Genomic DNA, 20806 nt, shown 5'->3' with positions numbered 1-20806 from the left:
CTCCGCGCTCCCGGGCGCGGAGCCGCACGCCCGCCGGCCGGGCTCAGGCCCCGCTCGGCGGGAAGGACGGCCGGACCGGAATCCGTACGTCCTGCTCCGGCAACGGCGGCAGCGCCCGCTCGTGCAGCCACACCCGGAACAATTCGTCCAGCGGCCCGGACGCGAACCGGGCCGCGTGGGCGGTGAACGCCGCCGTGCTGACCGCGCCGCCCCGATGCTGTCCGGTCCAGCCCCGCAGCATCCGGAAGAAGGCCTCGTCGCCGAGCGCGCACCGTACGGCGTGCACCACGAGCCCACCCCGCTGGTACAGCCGGTCGTCGAACATCGACTTGCGTCCCGGGTCGGCGAGCCTCAGATCCTGCGCCTGCCCCGAGAGCAGCCGGTGGGCGGTGGCGGCGAGCTGCTGCGCGGTGGGTCCGCCCGAGCGCTCCGACCACAGCCACTCGGCGTACTTGGCGAACCCCTCGTTCAGCCAGATGTGCCGCCAGTCGGCGAGGGACACGCTGTTGCCGAACCACTGGTGCGCCAGTTCGTGCGCTATCAGCCGCTCCCAGCCCCGCGCGCCGTCCACGTGGTTGGCGCCGAAGAGCGACAGCCCCTGCGCCTCCACCGGCACGTCGAGCTCCTCCTCCGTCACGACGACGGCGTACTCCTCGAACGGGTAGGGCCCGAAGAGCTCCTGGAAGAGCTCCATCATGGCCGGCTGCCGGGCGAAGTCCCGCGAGAACTCCGGCAGCAGCTGCGCGGGGATGTGCCCGTGCTGCGGCACGCCGCCCGGGCCGGGGTCGCCCAGCAGCACCGTCCGGTACTTCCCGATGGCCAGCCCCACCAGATAGCTCGGCGTCGGCGCGGGCTGCTCGTAGACCCAGGTCGTCGTGGAGGCCTTCGTCGTCCGGGTCAGCAGCCGCCCACCGGCGACCACCGTGTACGAGGACGGCGTGGTGACCGAGATCTGGTACGACGCCTTGTCGGCCGGCCGGTCGTTGCACGGGTACCACGACGGCGCCCCGACCGGCTGACTCGCCACCAGCGCCCCGTCGACCAGTTCCTCCCAGCCGATCCCGCCCCAGGGGCTGTTCACCGGACGGGGATTGCCCGACCAGTGCACCTCGACGGTGAAGGCCGCCCCGGCCCGCACCGCCTTGCCCGGCCGCACCCGCAGCCGGCCGCCCCGATGCGTGTAGTGCGCCTGCCGGCCGTCCACCCGCACCCGCCCGATCTTGAAGTCGGCCAGGTTGAGCTGGAACTCGGCGAGCGCGGCCCGCCCCGCGATGGCGTTGATCCGCGCCGTGCCCGACAGCCGGTTGGGCCCCGGCCGGTAGTCCAGCGCCAGTTCGTAGCGGTGCACCCGGTACCGGTGATCGCCGTTGGCCGGAAAGTACGGGTCCGGACCCGCCGCCTGCTGAACCGCCACTGCCGCGTCTGCTCCCTGCGCCGTGCTCGTACGACCGCCCTCGTCCCCCGCCGCGGCGGGGGGCGCTAGCGGCGCCATGCCTCGATCGGGTTGCCCAGCCACCGGGTGTCGTCGGGGACGGACTCCGCCGCCATCACGAGCGACGCGGGACCCAGTGTCGTGCGGGCCCCCACGGTGCTGCCGGGCAGGACGATCCCGCCAGGGCCGAGCGTCGCGCCCTCACGGAGAACCACAGTATCCGTCCGCAAGATCCGGTCGTGGAAGAGGTGTGTCTGCAGTACACAGCCCCGATTCACGGTGCTCGCGTCCTCCAGGGTCACCAAGTCCGCCTCCGGCAGCCAGTAGCTCTCCACCCATGTGCCCCGCCCGATCCGCGCACCCAGGGCGCGCAGCCAGGCGGTCATCACCGGAGTACCCGGTACCGCGCCGGCCAGCCACGGCACGGCCAGCACCTCGACGAAGGTGTCCGCCAGCTCGTTGCGCCACACGAACCCGCTCCACAGCGGATGCTCCGCGGCGCGGTGCCGCCCCACGAGCACCCACTTGGCCACCACGGACCCGGCACCCGCGAGCACCCCCACCGCGAGCAGCACGACCCCGCCCAGCGGCCACGCCCAGCCGCCCAGCGCGCACAGCGCGGCCACCGTCAGCAGGGCGAACCCCGCCGAGCAGAACACCGGCACGAGCCGGCACAGCTCCACCAGCGCCCGCGCCCACAGCAACCGGGCCGGCGGATCGTACGTCCGGCTCTGGTCGCCGTCGGCGGCGCTGCGCGGCAGCTTCACCGGGGGCAGCCCCAGATAGGAGCTGCCCTTCTTCGCCTTCTTCGGCGTGGCCGAGAGCACCCCGACCAGCCCGCCGTCCGGCACGCTGCGACCCGGCGCGGTCATCCCGGAGTTGCCGAGGAACGCCCGCCGCCCGATCTCCGCGCGCCCGATCCGCATCCAGCCGCCGCCGAGCTCGTAGGGCGCGGTGAGTGTGTCGTCGGCGAGGAACGCCCCCTCGCCCACCGTCGTCAGGCCGGGCAGCGCGAGCACGGTGGAGACCTCGGCCCCGCGTCCGATCCGCATCCCCAGCAGCCGCAGCCACACCGGCGTCACCAGCCCGGCGTACAGCGGGAAGAGCGTGTCCCGGGCCCGGTCCATGAGCTGCGTGACGGTCCACGCCTGCCAACCGGCCCGGCTGTGCGTCGGATACGTCCCCTCCCGCAGCCCCAGGCTCAGCAGCCGCACCCCGACGAGGATCGCCAGCGCGTACGCCGCCCCGTAGGCGAGCGTCGCCGGCACCAGCGCGAGCGCGCCACCCCCGAGGGCCCCCGCGAGCCCCTCACCCGGCGCGACGAACCGGCTCGCCACCAGGAACGCGGCCCCCGCGGCCAGCACCGGCAGGGCCGACAGCGCCAGACCGGAGGCCCCGTACATCACCCGCCAGAACAGCCCGCGCGCCGGCCGCTCCTTCGGCCAGTTGCGCTTGGCCTTGCCGAGCTTGACCGCGGGGGACCCGGCCCACCGCTGCCCGGTGGGAACCTGCCCCGCGACGGCCGACCCCGGGGCCACCTCGGCCCGCTTGCCGACCCGCGCCCCCGGCAGGAGCGTGCTGCGCGTACCGACCACGGCGTGCGCGCCCACCTTCACCGGCCCGATCTCCAGCCGGTCCCCGTCCAGCCAGTACCCCGACAGATCGACCTCGGACTCGACGGCCGCGCCCCGGCCCAGCTTGAGCATGCCGGTGACCGGCGGCAGCGAGTGCAGATCGACGTCCTGCCCGACCCTGGCACCCAGCGCCCGCGCGTACCGCTCCAGCCACGCGCCGGTCAGCGAGGTCGCCCCGGCGGCCTCGGCGAGCCGCTCCGCCGCCCACAGCCGCACGTGCACGCCGCCGCCGCGCGGATACGTGCCCGGCCGCAGGCCGCGCAGCAGGAGCCGGGCTCCACCGGCGGCGAGGGCGAGCCGTCCCGGCGGCGTGAACAGCAGCGCCGCCAGGAGGCCGACGGCCCACCAGGGTGCGGTCGGCAACCAGGCGTACCCGCCCAGCACGTTCCCGAGGGCCGCCAGCACGACCGTCCACCGCAGTCCGGTCAGCGCGAACAGCGGCACCAGGGCGAGCAGCTGCACCACCTGGGCACGCCGGGGCACCGGGGCGACCGTGCGCCGCGCACCCTCGTCCCGCGCCGACTCCGTGAGCCGCCGGGCGAGCTTGCGCAGCGTGGGCCGCTGGTAGATGTCGAGGACGGCGGCGTCCGGGTAGCGGGTGCGCAACCGGGTGGTCAGCTGGGCGGCGGCCAGACTGCCCCCGCCGATCGCGAAGAAGTCGTCGGTGGCGGCGGTGACAGGAATCCCCAGCACCGCGGTCCACTGCTCGGCGAGCCAGGCCTCGGTGCCGTGGAGCCGTTCGGCCTCGGCACCCGTCCCGACCCCCTCGAGGGGCCAGGGCAGGGCGTTCCGGTCCACCTTCCCGGACGTGCGGGTCGGCAGCTCGGCGACCGGCGCGAGCAGCGGCACCAGCGCGGCCGGCAGCTCGGCCCGCAGCCGCTCCACCGCCGCCCCCGCGTCCCAGCCCTCCTGGGTGACGACATAGCCGACCAGCAGCTGGTTGCCGCTGCGCGCGGTCCGTACGGCGGCGGCGGCACCGGCGACGCCGGGCAGCGCCTGCAACGCGGCGTCCACCTCGCCCAGTTCGATCCGCCGCCCGCCGAGCTTGATCTGCTCGTCGGCCCGCCCGAGGAAGACCAGCCCCTCGGGCTCGGCCCGCACCAGGTCACCGCTGCGGTAGGCCCGCTCCCAGCCCAGCGAGCGCAGCGGCGCGTACTTCTCCGCGTCCTTCTCGGCGTCCAGGTACCGGGCGAGGCCGACACCCCCGATCACCAGCTGACCGCTCGCCCCCATCGCGACCGGCTCCCCGGCCTCGTCCACGACGGCCAGCTCCCAGCCCCGCAGCGGCAGCCCGATCCGCACCGGACCCTCGCCGCCCATCAGCGACGCACAGGCCACGACGGTCGCCTCGGTCGGCCCGTACGTGTTCCAGACCTCGCGGCCCTCGGTCACCAGCCGCTGGGCCAGCTCGGGCGGACACGCCTCACCGCCGAAGATGAGCAGCCGCACGTCGTTGAGCGTCTCCGGCTCCCACAGCGCGGCAAGCGTGGGCACGGTCGACACGACCGTGATCTCCTGCTCGACCAGCCAGGGCCCCAGATCGGCCCCGCTGCGCACCTGCGCCCGCGGCACCGGCACCAGACAGGCGCCGTACCGCCAGGCCAGCCACATCTCCTCGCAGGAGGCGTCGAACGCGACCGACAGCCCCGCCATGACCCGGTCCCCGGGTCCGATCGGCTCCTCGGTAAGGAAGAGCGCGGCCTCGGCGTCCACGAACGCGGCGGCGCTGCGGTGGCTGACGGCGACACCCTTGGGCCTGCCGGTGGACCCGGAGGTGAAGATGATCCAGGCGTCGTGCTCGGCCCCGGGCCGTCCGGCGGGCACGCCGGCCACCGCCGCCTCGGCGCTCAGCTGGTGCCCGGCCCCGACGACGGCCCGTACCCCCGCCTCCCCGAACACCAGCTCGGCCCGCTCGTCCGGGTCCTCGGCATCCACCGGCACATAGGCGGCGCCGGCCGCGAGCACGGCGAGAATCGCGACGTACAGGTCGTTGGTCCCCGACGGGACGCGCACCCCCACCCGGTCCCCGAGCCCCACCCCCGCCGCGGCGAGCCGCACCCGCAGCCGCTCCACCTCGACGGCGAGCGCCCGATAGGTGAGCCGGACCGCCCCGTCGTCCAGGGCGAGTTCGTCGGGATACGCGCGGACGGACGCCTCGAAGACGTCCACGAGCGTGCGCGAAGAGGCGGCCGGCCCCCCGGAGAAACGTGCCCTGTCACCGAACCGTTCGCGGATCTCTTCGTCGAGCAGGCCGAGAGCACTGCTCTCGTGTATGGCTGCCATCGGGTCCTCGCGTCTCCATCCCGGAAGCCTCCGGGGCGCTGGCGGGCCCGCAGGTCTGCCTGGGGTTGTCCGGCTCCAGCTCCGTAACAAGCCGGAAATTTTAGTACGACGGTAAGTTCGTCGTTTTCCCGCGGCCACCTGGAGGGGCCGTTGGGGCCGCTCGGCACGGGGTGCCGGGGGCCTTGACCTCGGGATCCTCAAGGCCGGGGAGAGATGGCCCACACAGCGCCGGGCGGGCCGTCCCGGAAAAGCAGAAGACCCCTGGTGAACAGGGGTCTGAGCTGGTGTCCGAGGGGGGACTTGAACCCCCACGCCCGATAAAGGGCACTAGCACCTCAAGCTAGCGCGTCTGCCATTCCGCCACCCGGACAAGGTGTCTGTCGCGCTGGGTTGCCCCCGCGGCGACGACGTAAACATTACCAGGCTTTCGGGGGTGGCTGATCACACCCCCGAGCGGGCCCCGAGCGCCGTGAACGGCCTGTGACGGGCCGGGAGCGGTCTTGGGGAGGAAGCGGGCTCGGGGGAGGATGAGAGGGACCACCAGCGGCGACTGCGGAAGGAAGCGGCGTGAGCGACACGGGCACGGCCGAAGGCGTCACCGGCGAGGACGAGGTCGTCGACCTCTGCCGCGAGCTGATCCAGATCGACACCAGCAACTACGGCGACCACTCGGGGCCGGGTGAGCGCGAGGCGGCCGAGTACGTCGCCGGCAAGCTCGCCGAGGTGGGCCTCGCACCACGGATCATCGAGTCCCACAAGGGCCGGGCCTCCACGGTGGCCCGGATCGAGGGCGAGGACCCGTCCCGGCCCGCGCTCCTCATCCACGGCCACCTCGACGTGGTTCCGGCCAACGCGGCGGACTGGACCCACCACCCCTTCTCGGGCGAGATCGCGGACGGCTGCGTGTGGGGCCGCGGGGCCGTCGACATGAAGGACATGGACGCGATGACCCTCGCGGTCGTCCGCGACCGGCTGCGCAGCGGGCGCAAGCCCCCGCGCGACATCGTGCTGGCCTTCCTCGCCGACGAGGAGGCCGGCGGCACCTGGGGCGCCCGCCACCTGGTCGACAAGCACCCCGAGCTGTTCGAGGGCGTGAGCGAGGGGATCGGCGAGGTCGGCGGGTTCTCCTTCACCGTCAACGAGCAGCTGCGGCTCTACCTCGTCGAGACCGCCCAGAAGGGCATGCACTGGATGCGGCTCACCGTGGACGGCACGGCCGGGCACGGCTCCATGACCAACACCGACAACGCGATCACCGAGCTGTGCGAGGCCGTCGGGCGGCTCGGCCGGCACACCTGGCCGGTGCGGGTCACCAAGACCGTGCGGTCCTTCCTCGACGAGCTCTCCGACGCCCTCGGGGTCGAGCTCGACCCCGAGAACATGGACGAGACCCTCGCCACGCTCGGCGGCATCGCCAAGATGATCGGCGCCACCCTGCGCAACTCGGCCGCGCCCACCATGCTCGGCGCCGGCTACAAGGTCAACGTCATCCCGGGACAGGCCACCGCGCACATCGACGGGCGGTTCCTGCCCGGGCACGAGGAGGAGTTCCTCGCCGACCTCGACCGGCTGCTCGGACCCCGGGTGCGGCGCGAGGACGTGCACGCCGACAAGGCGCTGGAGACGGACTTCGACGGCAGCCTCGTCGACGCCATGCAGAGCGCGCTCAGCGCCGAGGACCCGATCGCGCGGGCCGTGCCCTACATGCTCTCCGGCGGCACCGACGCCAAGTCCTTCGACGACCTCGGCATCCGCTGCTTCGGCTTCGCGCCGCTGAAGCTGCCGCCGGAGCTGGACTTCGCCGGGATGTTCCACGGCGTCGACGAGCGGGTGCCGGTGGACGGGCTGAAGTTCGGGGTGCGGGTGCTCGACAGGTTCATCGACGCGTCCTGAAATGGCCCACTGAAACGACACTTCAGTATTCGCCCGTGTGTGCCCGCCGTGACCTTCCAGGGTGAATGCGCTCATCAGGTCGTAGCCCTATTAGTTCCTCCTCGTTACTGGTGATGCGATCAGCTACTTGGGATCGCATTGCCAACAAGGAGGAATAATGATCAAGAAGGTCGTCGCCGCTGCGGCTGCCACCGGTGGCCTGGTTCTCGCGGGCGCGGGCCTCGCCGTCGCCGACTCGGGTGCCCAGGGTGCCGCCGTGGGTTCCCCGGGCGTTCTGTCCGGCAACGTGATTCAGGTTCCCGTGCACGTCCCCGTGAACGTCTGCGGCAACACGATCTCGGTGATCGGCGTGCTGAACCCCGCCTTCGGCAACACCTGCATCAACAAGTGACGCTGCCTTTCTAGGTTCGTCCACGCCGTCGGTCCCGGAGCGCGCGCCATGCGCTCCGGGACCGACCGGTCTTTTCACGTAGGTCCACAGGGGGAAGGCAGGAATTCAGCAATGCGACAGGGCACCCGCAAGGGACTGATGACCGTGGCGGCGGCCACCGGCGTGATCGCCGCCGCGAGCGGCCACGCCCACGCCGACTCGGGCGCGAGCGGATCCAGCGCGAACTCGCCGGGCGTGCTGTCCGGCAACACGGTGCAGGTGCCGGTGCACGTACCGGTCAACGTCTGCGGCAACACCATCAGCGTGGTCGGCATCCTCAATCCGGCGGTCGGCAACTCGTGCGCCGAGGGCGGGGGCCACGGGACGCCGGGCGGCTACGGCGACGACCACGGCGGCTCCGGCCACCACGGCTCCTCCGGCGGCGGGGCGCAGGCGGACGGGCACAGCGAGGGCTCCCCGGGCGTCGGCTCCGGCAACCACGTCCAAGTGCCGGTGCACGTGCCGGTCAACGTCTGCGGCAACAGCGTCAGCGTCGTCGGCGTCGGCAACGCGGCCGTGGGCGGCGACTGCGCCCAGGACGGCGCCGGCCACACCACGCCGCCGGGGACGCCGGACGATCCCGGTAACCCTGGGAACCCCGGCAACCCCGGTAACCCCGGCGGCCCCGGTTCGCCGGGCGACGGCGGCACCGGACCCGACCGCGGCGTCGACGCCGACTCGGGCACCAGGGACGACGGCTTGGGCACCGGGGACCACACCGGTTCCCGGGACGGCGACCGTGCCGAGGGCGCGGCCGTCACCCAGCTCGGCCGCGACTCCCAGCTCGCGCAGACCGGAAGCGGCCTGCCGATGGGCGCGGCCGCCTCGCTGAGCGCGGGGGCGCTGCTGGCGGGCGCCGTGCTCTACCGCAGGGCGCGCGCCGCGGCGTAGCGGACGGAGCGGGCCCCGCGGCAGGCGGGGCCCGCTCCGTCACGTCCGGGCGGCCGCCTCAGCTCACCACGTGGCCCGTACCTGGCGGATGATCCGGCGGCGCAGCCGCACCCTGCGGCTGCCGTCGCGCATCAGGCTCAGGCGGTGCAACTCCCAGTTCCCGTACTCGGCATGGTCCGTCAGCAGGCGTGTGGCGTCCTTGCGGGAGACCCCGCGCGGCACGTACACGTCGACAAATTCGTATTCCGGCATCGCATCTATTGTGCGGGCAACGGCCCGGTACGGATAGCGTCTGCCCTATGTCTGATGCTGCGCAGCCCACCGCTGCCGAGGTACGCGCCGCCGCCGAGGCGGTCAAGACCGCGCTCGACCGTCATCTCGCGGCGGTCGAACGCAGGTCGGGGGAGGACGACCCTGCCGTCTACGAGGCGTTCAACGAGCTGGCCGCTGCCGCGGAGGCGTACGACGAGCTGCTCTACGACCGCTACGACGAGGTCACGCCCTTCGAGATCCCCGGCGCGGAGGACACGCTGCCGCCGTACACGGGGCCCGAGGAACCCAACGCCTTGAGTGTGCTGATCCGCCGCGACTACGCGGTGGCGGAGCCGCAGCGACTGCTGGCGCAGGCCGAGCGGATCGAGGCGGCGGACGAGGACAGCACGGACGCGGAGGCCGCGAGCACGATCCACGGGGCGCTGGGCATCCTCTTCGGGGAGTTCGAGCCGGACGAGATCGCCTCCCGGCACAAGGAGTTCGGCCTGGAGGAGGGTGACTCCACGCTCTGGGTGACGGCGGCGGACGAGCCCGCGGAACCCGGCGAGTGGCTGGAGGCCCCGTTCGAGGGCGTCGACCCGCAGAGCGTGGTGTGCCGCTTCGACGTCAGCGCGGTCTTCGACGACGACGAGCCCGACGACCCGGACGATCCCGAGGATCTCGAGGTTCTCGAGGACGAGCTGGACCTGGACGAGGACGAGGACCTGGAACCCCTGGACGCGGACCGCCGCTGAGGGGCCGCGCGGCAGACGGCGAGCGGCGGCCGCGGGGTGCCTCCCCGTGGCCGCCGCTTCATGTCATGCCGCCCACGGCCGCGTGCGGAGGGCCGCCGCGGCTCGTCAGCCCTCCGCCGGGACCTGTGCCTGAAGCAGTTCGGCCAGGCGGGTCGTCCGGGGTCTGGGCAGGACCTCCGCGACCGCCCTCGGCAGGGCCTGGTCGACTCCGTGGACCACGGACAGATGGCGTTCCGCGCGGCCGAACGCCGTGTACACCCACGGGCGGCTCAGGGCCTGGGCGGCGTCGCCGGGCAGCACCGCGACCACCGCCGGCCAGCGCGTCCCCACCGCCTGGTGCGCGGTCAGGGCCCAGCCGTGCCGTACGGACTGCTCCACCCGCTCCTGCGGTACGACCACGGCGTCCCCGGCGCACGACAGGTGCAGTCCCTCGGCGTCGGCCCCGACGACTTGGCCCGGGAGCGTACGGCCCGGCGCGGGGGAGTAGGCGACACGGTCCCCGGGGTCGAAGCCGCCGAAGCGCCCGGGGCCGGGGTTGAGGCGTTCCTTCAGCGCGACGTTCAGCGCCCGCGTCCCCGCGGCGCCCCCGTGCCCGGGCGTGAGGACCACCGTCTGCTCCGGGGGCACGCCGATCGCCCGCGGCACCGAGTCGGCGACGAGCTGCACCGTCCGGTGCACCGCCTCGCCCGCGTCCCGCACCGGAACGATCACGACCTCCTTGCCGGGCGCCTCGACGGCGAGCAGCTCACCCACGCCGATGCCCGAGACCAGTTCCCCGAGCGGCCCGGGATCCGGCTGCCGTGAGGCGACGGAGGGACAGCCGCGCACCGCCAGCAGATCCGCGAAGACCCGTCCGGGGCCGGTCGACCACAGCACCCCGGGATCCCCGGCGAGCACCAGGCGGGCCCCGTCCGGCAGCGACTCGACCAGCAGCGCCGCCGCCTCCACGTCGAGCTGCGGCGCGTCGAGGACGACGAGCAGATCGAGGTCGAGCGCGCCGTCGGCGTCCCGTCCCGGCCCCTCCGTCCCGGCCGACAGCCCCGCGACGGTCGTCACACCGGCCTCGGCCCCCTCCAGCAGCGCCGCGAACCGATCGCGGCCGACGGGGCCGTGCGCGGCGGTCCAGACGCGCAGGCCGAGCCCCCGCGCCGCCCGCACGAGGTCCGCGACCTCGCTCCGGGACGCCTCCCCGCCGGTGTGCAGCACCAGCCCGTGCCCGGCCACGGCCCGGATCAGCTCGGCCGCGGCGCCCCGCGCACCGCCGGCCGCCCGCTCCCACGCCTCGCGCGAACCGTCCTCCTTGGGCACGGAGTTGATCAACCGGGCCAGACCGTCGGCCAGGCTCTCCTCGGCGAGCGCGTACCGCTCCAGCCCGACCAGGACCCGGACGGGACGCTCCGCGTCCCCGTCCGCGGCGGTCTCGTTCCCGGCCGCGCCCTCGTCCTCGGCCGCGTCGTCGGTCTCGTCCTCGTCCAGCCCGTCCTGGAAGGCCAGGGCGTCCCCCTCGGCGAGCGCGCCCTGCACGGCCTGCGCGGGGTCCGGCACCCCGCGCTGGGTGAGCGCGGCGGTCAGCGCGGGCATCTCCAGCGCGGTGTGCCCGGCGAGCGCCGCCTGCTCCAGGAGCCACACGGTGACCGCGCGCCCGCGCCGCTCGTCGCCGGGCCCGCACTCCGGCCCCAGCAGGGCCCGCGCGAAACCGTCGGCCTGCTCGGGACGCACCCCGCCGACGCGCAGCAACTGCCAGGGATCGGCGCGCAACCGCTCGTCCGCCCCCTCACCGAGGACCGACGCGACCTGCGCGGCGAGCGCTTCGGGAGCACCCCCCTCGCCCAGTACGCGCCGCACCCCCTCGACGGCCTCGGGCGCGGGCACGCCCACGGCCACGGGCGCCACGGGCTGCGTCCGCCGTACCGGCTCGGGGGCCTGCCGCCGGGCCTGCGGCTCCTCGAACACCGTCGCGGGCGGCTTCGCCCCGCTCTCCACCGCGCGTACCGCCGCGAGCAGTTCGGCCGCCTGACCGCTGAGCTTCGCACCGGCGTCCACGGGTGCCTGCTTCTCGGCCTTGCGCCGCGCGATCCGCTCCCGCTCCACCCGCTGGGCCGCCAGCTCCGCCTCGGCCTCCGAGTGCCCGCCGCCGGTCCGCCCGGCCTCGGCGTCGCCGGCCGCCGCCTCACCGGTCCCCGCGTCCGCGGCGCCGGCCTCCGCTCCCGCGCCCTCGGTGGCTCCGGTCTCCGTGGCGTCGGGCTTCCTCGGCTCGGTGCCCTCGGCGTCCCCGGCGGTCTCCGGCTCCGTGCTCACAGCGTGCTCCAGTCGTGATCGGGATAGCGGTGCACGGGCGCCGACACGTCGTCGAGCGCCCGGCAGATCTCGTCAGGAAGACTAAGGGCCTCCACTGACAACGCCGCCGTGAGCTGCTGCGCGGTGCGCGCGCCGACGACCGGCGCCGCCACCCCCGGTCTGTCCCGCACCCAGGCGAGGGCCACCTGGAGCGGCGTGACCGCCAGCCCGTCCGCCGCCGTCGACACGGCGTCCACGATGCGGCTCGCGGTGTCGTCGAGATACGGCTCGACGAACGGCGACAGATGGTCCGAGGCGCCCCGGGAGTCCGGCGGCAGCGCGTTGCCCCGGTACTTGCCGGTCAGCACCCCGCGCCCCAGCGGTGACGACGGCAGCATCCCGATGCCGAGGTCGAGGGCGGCCGGCAGCACCTCCCGCTCGACGCCGCGCTGGAGCAGCGAGTACTCCATCTGCGTGCTCGCCAGCCGGGTCCGGGTCCCGGGCGCGGCCAGCTGCCAGGTTCCCGCCTTGGCCAGCTGCCAGCCGCAGAAGTTGGAGACGCCCGCGTAGCGGACCCGGCCGCTGCTCACCGCCAGGTCCAGCGCCTGGAGCGTCTCCTCCAGCGGGGTCTGCGGGTCGAAGGCGTGGATGTGCCACACGTCGACGTAGTCCGTGCCGAGCCGGGCGAGCGAGGCGTCCAGCGCGGCCAGCAGATGGCCCCGCGACCCGTCGAACCGCCGGTCCGGGTCCGGCACGCTCCCCGCCTTGGTCGACAGCACCAGGTCCCGGCGCGGCACGAGTCCTTCCATGAGCCGGCCGAGCAGGTACTCCGACTCACCGTTCCCGTATACGTCCGCGGTGTCGACGAGGGTCCCGCCGGCCTCCCAGAACGTCTTCAGCAGGTCCGCGGCATCATGTTCGTCGGTGTCCCGCCCCCAGGTCAGGGTGCCGAGTCCGATCCGGGACACACGCAGGCCGGTACGGCCGAGATGCCTCTGCTCCATGTCCGCCGAGATTACTGGCCAGAACTGGTGCCGTGGGTTGCCTGTGGACAACCGATTCACATGATCCGGGCCCGAGTTCCCGACCGGCGCGCCCGCGCGGCCACCCGTGCCCTGGGCGATCACCGTGCCCCACGCTAGTGTCGAGGCCACAAGGGACGTTACTGATGAGTAAGGGGAAGGCCATGCAGCTCGGGATCAACCTCGGCTACTGGGGCGCCGGAATGGACGCGGACAACCTCGCCGTGGCCCAGGAGGCCGACCGCCTCGGATACGCCGTCTGCTGGGCCGCGGAGGCGTACGGCTCCGACGCCGCCACCGTGCTCAGCTGGGTCGCGGCCCAGACGGAGCGCATCGACGTCGGCTCGGCCATCTTCCAGATCCCGGCGCGCCAGCCCGCGATGACCGCGATGACCGCCGCGACCCTCGACTCGCTGTCCGGCGGCCGCTTCCGCCTCGGCCTCGGCGTCTCCGGCCCGCAGGTCTCCGAGGGCTGGTACGGCGTCAAGTTCGACAAGCCGCTGGCCCGCACGCGCGAGTACGTCGAGATCGTCCGCAAGGCCATGACCCGCGAACGTCTCAGCTACGACGGCGAGCACTGGACCCTGCCCCTGCCCGGTGGCCCCGGCAAGCCGATCAAGCTCACCGTCCACCCGCAGCGCGAGCACATCCCGCTGTACATCGCCGCGATCGGCCCCAAGAACCTCGAGCAGACCGGTGAGATCGCCGACGGCGCCCTGCTGATCTTCCCGTCCGCCGACCATCTGGAGGACACCGCGATCAGGCACCTGCGCGCGGGGCGTGAGAAGGCCGGGAAGACGATGGACGGCTTCGACGTCTGCCCGACGCTGCCCCTCGCCGTCGGCGACGACAAGGACGTGAGCGCCCTCGCCGACACGTTCCGTCCCTACACCGCCCTGTACGTCGGCGGCATGGGCAGCCCCAAGCAGAACTTCTACAACCAGCTCGCCCGTCGCATGGGCTACGAGCAGGCGGCCGCCGAGATCCAGGAGAAGTACCTCTCCGGCGACAAGCAGGGCGCCGCGGCCGCCGTACCGCACGAGCTGATCGACCGGACCACGCTGCTCGGCTCCGTGGAGCGCATCGCCGACCGGATGAAGGCGTACGCGGCGGCCGGCGTCACGACGCTGTCGCTGGCGCCCGCGGGCTTCACGCTGGAGGAGCGGCTCACCTCGCTGCGGGCGGGTTCCGAGGCGCTGGAGCGGGCCGGACTCGCGTAGGGCGGCCGTACGCCGCCGAGGAATTCCCTACGGCCGTGGTGGGGGCTCGGGGGTCTTCCCCGCCACGGCCGTCACGGAGAACAACGCGTTCGCCCGCGCCCGGTTACGCTCCCGACGCGCGGTCGTCGGTCCGTCTTTCGGCGGAGTTGTCCCGCACAGCTGTTGCCGTGGGCCCTCGTGGGCATTTGACTCGTTCTTTGCGGAATTCTGCAGAGAGGTGCTCTCAGATGCTGTCGGCCAAGAGTCTGTTCCAGGAGATCCTCGACCACGACCAGTCGTTCCGGCTGTTCTGCTCCATCGCGGCCAGCGGTGAGGCGCAGGGCGGCTGGGAGAACGCCCGTATCGCCGCGCTCGTGCCCGCGAGCGAGCGCGCCCTCGCTCCCAAGATCACCCGCCACGGCGCGGACGAGGACAAGCACGGGCGGATCTTCAACGCGCTGCTGAGGAAGCGCGGCCTCGAACCCGTCGAGGTCCCGCCCGAGACCGACTACACGATGCTGCTGGAGAAGCAGGGCATCGGCCTCGCCCACGAGAAGCTCAAGGCGGACCGGCCGCTCACCGTGCGGGACATCATCACCTACCTCGCCCACAGCCGGGTCACCGAACAGCGCGCCGCGGAACAGATGATGATGCTCGGGAAGCACTTCACGGACCACCCGGTGCTCGGCAGGGCGGTCCGGATGATCTCCCAGGACGAGGACAACCACCTCGCCTACACCCACGAGGAACTGCTGCGCCTCGCGGCCGCCGGGCACGGCCGGGAGATCCAGCACGTCCTGCGCGTGAGCGCGCTCGCGGAGATCCGCGTCTACCGGGACGTCAGCCTCGCGGTCATGGCCCACATGGGCCGCATCCTCGGCTGGTCCCGCCCCAAGGCCGCCTTGCTCGCGTTCGGCATCCACGCCGTGTACGGGTACGAGCGGCTCGGCGGCTGGCGGCGGATGGTGAGCCTGAGGATGCCGGAACGCCGCGACGCCCTCGGCGGCCCGGCCACGAGCACCCCCGAGTTCGCCTGACGTCCCGGCCCTCACATCCAGCCCCGCTGCTTGAACGTCCGGTAGAGGAGGACCTCCAGGACGGCCATGACCGCGATCACCGCCGGATAGGCCCACACCCAGTGCAGCTCCGGCATGTGCTCGAAGTTCATCCCGTAGATCCCGGCGATCATCGTCGGGATCGCGGCCATGGCCGCCCAGGCGGAGATCTTCCGCATGTCGTCGTTCTGCCGGACGCTCATCTGCGCCAGATGCGCCGACAGGACGTCCGACACCAGCCGGTCCAGGCCCTCCACCGACTCGTTCACGCGCGTGAGGTGGTCGTTCACGTCACGGAAGAACGGCCGCGCCTTCGCGTCGACGAACGGCACGGCACTCCCCAGGGTGCCCACCGCCGCCAGCCGGTTCAGCGGCACGGTCAACGGCCCGGTGGCCCGGCGGAACTCCATGATCTGCCGCTTGAAGCCGTAGATCCGCGACGCCGAGTACCGCGAGCCGCCGCTGTCCGGCGAGAAGACCTCCGACTCCAGCTCCTCCAGGTCGGTCTGCAGTTCGGCCGACACCTCCAGATAGTGGTCCACGGTCGCGTCGGCGATGGCGTACAGCACCGAGGTGGGGCCCTTGGCGAGCAGTTCCGGCTCCTGTTCCAGCCGACGGCGCACGGCGGCCAGCGGAGAGCCCACGCCGTGACGGACGGTCACCACGAAGCCGTCCCCGATGAAGATCATGACCTCGCCGGTGGAGACCGCGTCGCTCTCGGGCTCGTAGACCACCGGCTTGAGGACCATGAACAGGGAGTCGTCGTACACCTCCAGCTTGGGCCGCTGGTGCGCCTTCAGGGCGTCCTCCACGGACAGCGGATGCAGCGCGAACTCCTCGGTGACCAGCGAGAACTCCCGCTCGCTCGGCTCGTGCAGACCGATCCAGACGAATCCGCCGACCGATCGCGCCTCGGCGAGGGCGTCCGACAGGTCCTCGGGTCCCTCCGTCCGGTGTCCGTCACGGTAGATGGCACAGTCGACGATCACGGAGCGTATTCTCCCGTCGCCGCCGGGACGTCGCACCCGGACCTGCGCCTACCCTGGGCCGCATGCCCACGCTGATCCTCGTCCGGCACGGACGTTCCACCGCCAACACCGAGGGACTGCTCGCCGGCCGGACCCCCGGCATCGCCCTCGACGAGCGCGGCACCGCGCAGGCCGCCGCACTGCCCGGCCGGCTCGCCGAACTGCCCCTCTGCGAGATCGTCACCAGCCCGCTGCAGCGGTGCGAGGAGACCGTCCGGCCGCTGCTCGACGCCCGCCCCGGGCTGCGCGTCCACACCGACGAGCGGATCGGGGAGTGCGACTACGGCGACTGGTCCGGACGCAAGCTCGCCGAACTCAAGGACGAGCCGTTGATGGAGGTGGTCCAGGCCCACCCGACGGCGGCCGCGTTCCCGGGCGGCGAGTCGATGCGGCAGATGCAGCACCGCGCCGCCGAGGCGGTGCGGGAGTGGAACGCGCGCGTGGAGCGCGATCACGGCGCCGACGCCGTGTACCTCATGTGTTCGCACGGGGACGTCATCAAGTCTCTCGTCGCCGACGCACTCGGACTTCATCTCGACCTCTTCCAGCGGATCTCCGTAGAACCGTGTTCCATCACCGCGATCCGTTACACCCGTCTCAGGCCGTTTCTCGTACGCCTCGGAGACACCGGCGACTTCGCGTCGCTGGCGCCCCGCGAGGAGCCCGCGGGCGGGGACGCACCGGTGGGAGGCGGTGCGGGCGCACCGTGATCGTCGGCCGCAGTAGGGTGAAGCGGTCGCAGTAACGCCGCACTTGTCCGCAGCCGAGCGTCCGCACGGCGGCCGGTCGGTCAACGAAGTCGATGTCGACCCACGATCAATGGAGACAGGACGTGTCCCGTCAGGTGTTCCTCTACGACCCCCCGGAGCGCTTCGTGGCCGGCACGGTCGGACTGCCCGGGCGCCGTACCTTCTTCCTCCAAGCCACCGCCGGCCCCCGGGTGACCAGCGTGGCCCTGGAGAAGACACAGGTCGCAGCGCTCGCCGAGCGCATGGACGAACTGCTCGACGAGGTGGTGCGGCGCAGCGGCGGAAGCGCCGCGGTACCGGCCATGGCACCCAGCGAGGTCGCCGACAGCGCCCCGCTGGAGACCCCCATCGAGGAGGAGTTCCGCGTCGGCACGATGGCTCTCGCCTGGGACGGCGACGAGCAGCGCATGATCGTCGAGGCGCAGGCGCTGGTGGAGCTCGACGCCGACACCGACGAGGACCTCGCCGAGGCCGAGGAGCGGCTCCTTCAGGACGAGGAGAACGGGCCCCCGATGCTGCGGGTCCGCCTCACCGGCGCGCAGGCCCGCGCCTTCGCCAAGCGCGCCCTCGACGTCGTCAACGCCGGCCGGCCGCCGTGCCCGCTGTGCAGTCTGCCGCTCGACCCGGAAGGACACGTATGCCCGCGCCAGAACGGATACCGCCGCGGAGCCTGACCTCCGAGGAACTGCTCACCACCGGTGAGCTGACGGTGCGCGGACGCATCCGTGAAGCCTCCAACGCGGCGCTGTACTGCACCCTCACGCTCGACGGGCAGGAGGCGACCTGCGTCTACAAGCCGGTGGCGGGGGAGCGTCCCCTGTGGGACTTCCCCGACGGGACCCTCGCCGGGCGCGAGGTCGCCGCGTACGTCCTGTCCGAGGCCACCGGCTGGGGCCTGGTCCCGCCGACGGTGCTGCGCGACGGGCCGTACGGCGAGGGCATGTGCCAGTTGTGGGTCGAGGCACTGCCGGACGCCGAACTGCTCGCCCTGGTCGACGCCGAGGAGCCCGCACCGGGCTGGAAGGCGATCGGGTTCGCCGAGGTCGGCGACGGGAAGACGGCGCTGCTCGTGCACGCCGACGACGAGCGGCTGCGACGGCTCGCCGTGCTCGACGCCGTGATCAACAACGCCGACCGCAAGGGCGGCCACCTGCTCCCGACCTCCGGCGGGCAGTTGTACGGCATCGACCACGGGGTCACCTTCAACGTCGAGAACAAGCTGCGCACGCTCCTGTGGGGCTGGGCGGGCGAGCCGCTCACCGCCGAGGCCGTGGAGGTGCTGCGGAGGCTCGAGGGAGAGCTGAAGGAGGGCGGGGCGCTCGCCGAGCGGCTGGGCGCGCTGATCACCGGCGCCGAGATCGAGGCCACCCGCGCGCGGGTCGCCGCACTGCTGGCCACCGGGGTGCACCCGGAGCCGAACGGGCAGTGGCCGGCGATCCCGTGGCCGCCCGTGTGAAGGCCCGGCCGCGGCGCCCACCGCACAACCCGGGAGATCGCGCAAGAGGGCCTTACCGGCCATCCGGCCTGGTCCGGTTCGTATACGGAACTTCAGTCCGGTTAGGCTCAGGACATGCATGCCTGGCCCGCTTCCGAGGTCCCCGCCCTGCCTGGCAAGGGCCGCGACCTGAGGATCCACGACACCGCGACCGGGGGCCTCGTGACCCTCGCTCCCGGCCCCGTCGCCCGTATCTACGTCTGCGGCATCACGCCGTACGACGCGACCCACATGGGTCACGCGGCGACCTACAACGCGTTCGACCTCGTGCAGCGCGTGTGGCTCGACACGAAGCGGCAGGTCCACTACGTCCAGAACGTGACGGACGTCGACGACCCACTCCTGCAGCGCGCCGACCGTGACGGCCTCGACTGGGCCGCCCTGGCCGAGCGCGAGACCACGCTGTTCCGCGAGGACATGACCGCCCTGCGGATGCTGCCCCCGCGCCACTACATCGGTGCCGTCGAGGCGATACCCGGCATCGTGCCGCTGGTGGAACGGCTGCGCGACATGGGCGCCGCCTACGAACTCGACGGCGACATCTACTTCTCCGTCGACGCCGACCCGCACTTCGGTGAGGTGTCCCACCTGGACGCCGCGGCGATGCGGCTGCTCTGCGCCGAGCGGGGCGGCGACCCGGAGCGCCCGGGCAAGAAGGACCCCGTCGACCCGATGCTCTGGATGGCGGCCCGCGAGGGCGAGCCGAGCTGGGACGGCGGCTCGCTGGGCCGTGGCCGGCCCGGCTGGCACATCGAGTGCGTCGCCATCGCCCTCGACCACCTCGGGATGGGCTTCGACGTCCAGGGCGGCGGCTCCGACCTCGCCTTCCCGCACCACGAGATGGGCGCCTCGCACGCCCAGGTGCTGACCGGCGAGTTCCCCATGGCCAAGGCGTACGTGCACGCCGGGATGGTCGCCCTGGACGGCGAGAAGATGTCCAAGTCCAAGGGCAACCTCGTCTTCGTCTCCCAGCTGCGCCGGGACGGCGTCGACCCCGCCGCCATCCGGCTCTCGCTGCTCGCCCACCACTACCGGACCGACTGGGAGTGGACCGACCAGGTGCTCCAGGACGCCGTGGAGCGGCTCGGCCGCTGGCGTGCCGCCGTCTCCCGGCCCGACGGGCCGGACGGGGACCGGCTCGTGGAGGAGCTGCGCGAGGCCCTCGCCGACGACCTGGACTCCCCGGCCGCGCTGGCCGCCGTCGACCGCTGGGCGGCCGAGCAGCAGGAACGGGGCGGCACGGACCCGGGCGCCCCCGGCGTCGTCTCCCGTGCGGTGGACGCGCTGCTCGGCGTGGCGCTGTAGCGACGACGGTGGGCCGCCGCCTCCCCGCGGAGGCGGCGGCCCACCGTCGTGCGCACCCGGTCGTGCTCGGTGCGGCGTACTAGTCCGTCGTACTCAGTCCGTCGTGCTCACTCGTCGGACGAGTCGTCGTCCTCGTTGCTCGGCCGCGGCGGGCGCTTGTCCCGCAGGTACGGAGGGCCGTCCCCGCCGTCCGTGGCGTGTCCGCCGGGCGGGGTGCCGCCGCCGTCCCGGCGCCGCAGATACCGCTCGAACTCCCGGGCGATCGCCTCGCCCGACGCCTCCGGCAGCTCCGCGGTGTCGCGGGCCTCCTCCAGCGTCTGCACGTACTCCGCGACCTCGCTGTCCTCGGCGGCGAGCTGGTCCACCCCCACCTGCCAGGCCCGCGCGTCCTCGGGCAGCTCGCCCAGTGGGATGCGCACGTCGATCAGGTCCTCCAGGCGGTTGAGCAGGGCGAGCGTGGCCTTCGGGTTGGGCGGTTGCGAGACGTAGTGCGGTACGGCCGCCCAGAGCGAGACCGCCGGCACGCCCGCGTGCGTGCACGCCTCCTGGAGGACGCCGACGATGCCCGTGGGGCCCTCGTACTTGGTCTCCTCCAGGTTCATGCGCTGCGCCAGGTCCGCGTCGGACGTGGTCCCGCTGATCGGGACCGGACGCGTGTGCGGGGTGTCACCGAGCAGGGCGCCCAGGATCACCACCAGCTCCACGCCCAGCTCGTGCGCGAAGCCGAGCAGCTCGTTGCAGAACGAGCGCCACCGCATGGACGGTTCGATGCCGCGGACCAGGACCAGGTCGCGGGGCTTCTCGCCGCCGACCCGGACCACCGACAGTCTGGTCGTCGGCCAGGTGATCTTGCGCACACCGGCGTCCATCCACACCGTGGGCCGGTTCACCTGGAAGTCGTAGTAGTCCTCGGCGTCGAGCGCCGCGAACACCTCGCCCTTCCACTCCCTCTCCAGATGCGCGACCGCGGTGGAGGCGGCGTCGCCGGCATCGTTCCAGCCCTCGAACGCGGCCACCATGACCGGGTCGATCAGCTCGGGAACCCCCTCGAGCTCGATCACCCAGCGCCTCCTTCCGACGTGCCCTCGCCTGACGTCCCAACCTTA

17 protein-coding genes and 1 tRNA gene are annotated in these 20806 nt (G+C 73.1%); 10 read left to right on the top strand and 8 right to left on the bottom strand.

The window, feature by feature from the left end; all coding sequences use genetic code 11:
- Window positions 1-43: 43 nt before the first annotated feature.
- The 3 genes from ACIP2X_RS28500 to ACIP2X_RS28490 form a co-directional block, all read right to left on the bottom strand.
- On the bottom strand, window positions 44-1414 hold the full coding sequence (locus tag ACIP2X_RS28500) for a M1 family metallopeptidase (RefSeq protein ID WP_401677915.1): 1371 nt from the start codon (window positions 1412-1414) through the stop codon (window positions 44-46).
- A gap of 65 nt (window positions 1415-1479) precedes the next feature.
- Window positions 1480-5349 carry a Pls/PosA family non-ribosomal peptide synthetase gene (locus tag ACIP2X_RS28495; protein ID WP_401677912.1) on the bottom strand — a complete coding sequence of 1290 codons (3870 nt, stop codon included), beginning with the start codon at window positions 5347-5349 and terminating at the stop codon, window positions 1480-1482.
- Between the two features lie 282 nt (window positions 5350-5631).
- Window positions 5632-5719: transfer RNA gene (locus ACIP2X_RS28490), tRNA-Leu, on the bottom strand.
- 197 nt (window positions 5720-5916) lie between these two features.
- Here ACIP2X_RS28490 and ACIP2X_RS28485 point away from each other — a divergent pair.
- The 3 genes from ACIP2X_RS28485 (at window position 5917) to ACIP2X_RS28475 (ending at window position 8563) form a co-directional block, all read left to right on the top strand.
- Window positions 5917-7242 carry a M20/M25/M40 family metallo-hydrolase gene (locus ACIP2X_RS28485; RefSeq protein WP_401677910.1) on the top strand — a complete coding sequence of 442 codons (1326 nt, stop codon included), beginning with the start codon at window positions 5917-5919 and terminating at the stop codon, window positions 7240-7242.
- Between the two features lie 157 nt (window positions 7243-7399).
- Window positions 7400-7633, top strand: coding sequence for a chaplin ChpH (gene chpH, locus ACIP2X_RS28480; protein ID WP_401677907.1), 234 nt, complete (start codon window positions 7400-7402; stop codon window positions 7631-7633).
- A 111-nt stretch (window positions 7634-7744) separates the two neighbouring features.
- Window positions 7745-8563: a chaplin gene (locus tag ACIP2X_RS28475; RefSeq protein WP_401677904.1), complete on the top strand. Its 819-nt coding sequence runs from the start codon at window positions 7745-7747 to the stop codon at window positions 8561-8563.
- 63 nt (window positions 8564-8626) lie between these two features.
- Here the strand turns inward: ACIP2X_RS28475 and ACIP2X_RS28470 are convergent, their stop codons facing one another.
- Window positions 8627-8815 carry a DUF5703 family protein gene (locus ACIP2X_RS28470; RefSeq protein ID WP_401677901.1) on the bottom strand — a complete coding sequence of 63 codons (189 nt, stop codon included), beginning with the start codon at window positions 8813-8815 and terminating at the stop codon, window positions 8627-8629.
- A 47-nt stretch (window positions 8816-8862) separates the two neighbouring features.
- Here ACIP2X_RS28470 and ACIP2X_RS28465 point away from each other — a divergent pair, with 47 nt between their 5' ends.
- The gene (locus ACIP2X_RS28465) at window positions 8863-9570 is read left to right on the top strand and encodes a hypothetical protein (protein ID WP_401677898.1); all 708 of its coding nucleotides are present in this window, start codon (window positions 8863-8865) and stop codon (window positions 9568-9570) included.
- Between the two features lie 105 nt (window positions 9571-9675).
- Here the strand turns inward: ACIP2X_RS28465 and ACIP2X_RS28460 are convergent, their stop codons facing one another.
- Window positions 9676-11868, bottom strand: coding sequence for a helix-hairpin-helix domain-containing protein (locus tag ACIP2X_RS28460; protein ID WP_401677895.1), 2193 nt, complete (start codon window positions 11866-11868; stop codon window positions 9676-9678).
- A complete protein-coding gene (locus tag ACIP2X_RS28455) occupies window positions 11865-12851 on the bottom strand; it encodes an aldo/keto reductase (protein WP_401677892.1) in 987 nt (328 codons plus the stop codon). Before ACIP2X_RS28455 ends, ACIP2X_RS28460 begins: the two co-directional genes overlap by 4 nt.
- A 182-nt stretch (window positions 12852-13033) precedes the next feature.
- Here ACIP2X_RS28455 and ACIP2X_RS28450 point away from each other — a divergent pair, with 182 nt between their 5' ends.
- Both ACIP2X_RS28450 and ACIP2X_RS28445 read left to right on the top strand, forming a co-directional pair.
- Entirely contained in the window at window positions 13034-14089 is a 1056-nt protein-coding gene (locus ACIP2X_RS28450) for an LLM class F420-dependent oxidoreductase (protein WP_401678310.1), read from the top strand.
- Between the two features lie 227 nt (window positions 14090-14316).
- The gene (locus tag ACIP2X_RS28445) at window positions 14317-15105 is read left to right on the top strand and encodes a ferritin-like domain-containing protein (RefSeq protein WP_401677889.1); all 789 of its coding nucleotides are present in this window, start codon (window positions 14317-14319) and stop codon (window positions 15103-15105) included.
- 11 nt (window positions 15106-15116) lie between these two features.
- Here ACIP2X_RS28445 and corA read toward each other — a convergent pair whose 3' ends face one another.
- On the bottom strand, window positions 15117-16112 hold the full coding sequence (corA, locus tag ACIP2X_RS28440; RefSeq protein WP_401677886.1) for a magnesium/cobalt transporter CorA: 996 nt from the start codon (window positions 16110-16112) through the stop codon (window positions 15117-15119).
- Between the two features lie 62 nt (window positions 16113-16174).
- Here corA and ACIP2X_RS28435 point away from each other — a divergent pair, with 62 nt between their 5' ends.
- The 4 genes from ACIP2X_RS28435 to mshC all read left to right on the top strand — a co-directional run bounded on the left by ACIP2X_RS28435 (window position 16175) and on the right by mshC (window position 19700).
- A complete protein-coding gene (locus tag ACIP2X_RS28435; protein WP_401677884.1) occupies window positions 16175-16861 on the top strand; it encodes a histidine phosphatase family protein in 687 nt (228 codons plus the stop codon).
- 122 nt (window positions 16862-16983) lie between these two features.
- Window positions 16984-17574 carry a DUF3090 domain-containing protein gene (locus tag ACIP2X_RS28430; RefSeq protein WP_401677881.1) on the top strand — a complete coding sequence of 197 codons (591 nt, stop codon included), beginning with the start codon at window positions 16984-16986 and terminating at the stop codon, window positions 17572-17574.
- Window positions 17538-18356, top strand: coding sequence for an SCO1664 family protein (locus ACIP2X_RS28425; RefSeq protein WP_401677878.1), 819 nt, complete (start codon window positions 17538-17540; stop codon window positions 18354-18356). Before ACIP2X_RS28430 ends, ACIP2X_RS28425 begins: the two co-directional genes overlap by 37 nt.
- A 114-nt stretch (window positions 18357-18470) precedes the next feature.
- Window positions 18471-19700: a cysteine--1-D-myo-inosityl 2-amino-2-deoxy-alpha-D-glucopyranoside ligase gene (mshC, locus tag ACIP2X_RS28420; protein WP_401677875.1), complete on the top strand. Its 1230-nt coding sequence runs from the start codon at window positions 18471-18473 to the stop codon at window positions 19698-19700.
- Between the two features lie 107 nt (window positions 19701-19807).
- Here mshC and ACIP2X_RS28415 read toward each other — a convergent pair whose 3' ends face one another.
- Window positions 19808-20761: a PAC2 family protein gene (locus tag ACIP2X_RS28415; protein ID WP_401677872.1), complete on the bottom strand. Its 954-nt coding sequence runs from the start codon at window positions 20759-20761 to the stop codon at window positions 19808-19810.
- Window positions 20762-20806 lie beyond the last annotated feature (45 nt).

The organism is Streptomyces sp. NPDC089424 (assembly GCF_044749345.1).
Classification (GTDB): Bacteria; Actinomycetota; Actinomycetes; order Streptomycetales; family Streptomycetaceae; genus Streptomyces.
Note: the sequence above shows the minus strand (reverse complement) of the source record. Positions and strands in the feature narration are given on the sequence as shown.

Excerpts from the sequence above, each read along its gene's own strand:
- ACIP2X_RS28495 (WP_401677912.1), bottom strand. The coding sequence starts at position 5,349 with ATGGCAGCCATACACGAGAGCAGTGCTCTCGGCCTGCTCGACGAAGAG.
- chpH (WP_401677907.1), top strand. The coding sequence starts at position 7,400 with ATGATCAAGAAGGTCGTCGCCGCTGCGGCTGCCACCGGTGGCCTGGTT.
- ACIP2X_RS28475 (WP_401677904.1), top strand. The coding sequence starts at position 7,745 with ATGCGACAGGGCACCCGCAAGGGACTGATGACCGTGGCGGCGGCCACC.
- ACIP2X_RS28470 (WP_401677901.1), bottom strand. The coding sequence starts at position 8,815 with ATGCCGGAATACGAATTTGTCGACGTGTACGTGCCGCGCGGGGTCTCC.
- ACIP2X_RS28465 (WP_401677898.1), top strand. The coding sequence starts at position 8,863 with ATGTCTGATGCTGCGCAGCCCACCGCTGCCGAGGTACGCGCCGCCGCC.
- ACIP2X_RS28455 (WP_401677892.1), bottom strand. The coding sequence starts at position 12,851 with ATGGAGCAGAGGCATCTCGGCCGTACCGGCCTGCGTGTGTCCCGGATC.
- ACIP2X_RS28450 (WP_401678310.1), top strand. The coding sequence starts at position 13,034 with ATGCAGCTCGGGATCAACCTCGGCTACTGGGGCGCCGGAATGGACGCG.
- ACIP2X_RS28445 (WP_401677889.1), top strand. The coding sequence starts at position 14,317 with ATGCTGTCGGCCAAGAGTCTGTTCCAGGAGATCCTCGACCACGACCAG.
- ACIP2X_RS28435 (WP_401677884.1), top strand. The coding sequence starts at position 16,175 with ATGCCCACGCTGATCCTCGTCCGGCACGGACGTTCCACCGCCAACACC.
- ACIP2X_RS28425 (WP_401677878.1), top strand. The coding sequence starts at position 17,538 with ATGCCCGCGCCAGAACGGATACCGCCGCGGAGCCTGACCTCCGAGGAA.
- mshC (WP_401677875.1), top strand. The coding sequence starts at position 18,471 with ATGCATGCCTGGCCCGCTTCCGAGGTCCCCGCCCTGCCTGGCAAGGGC.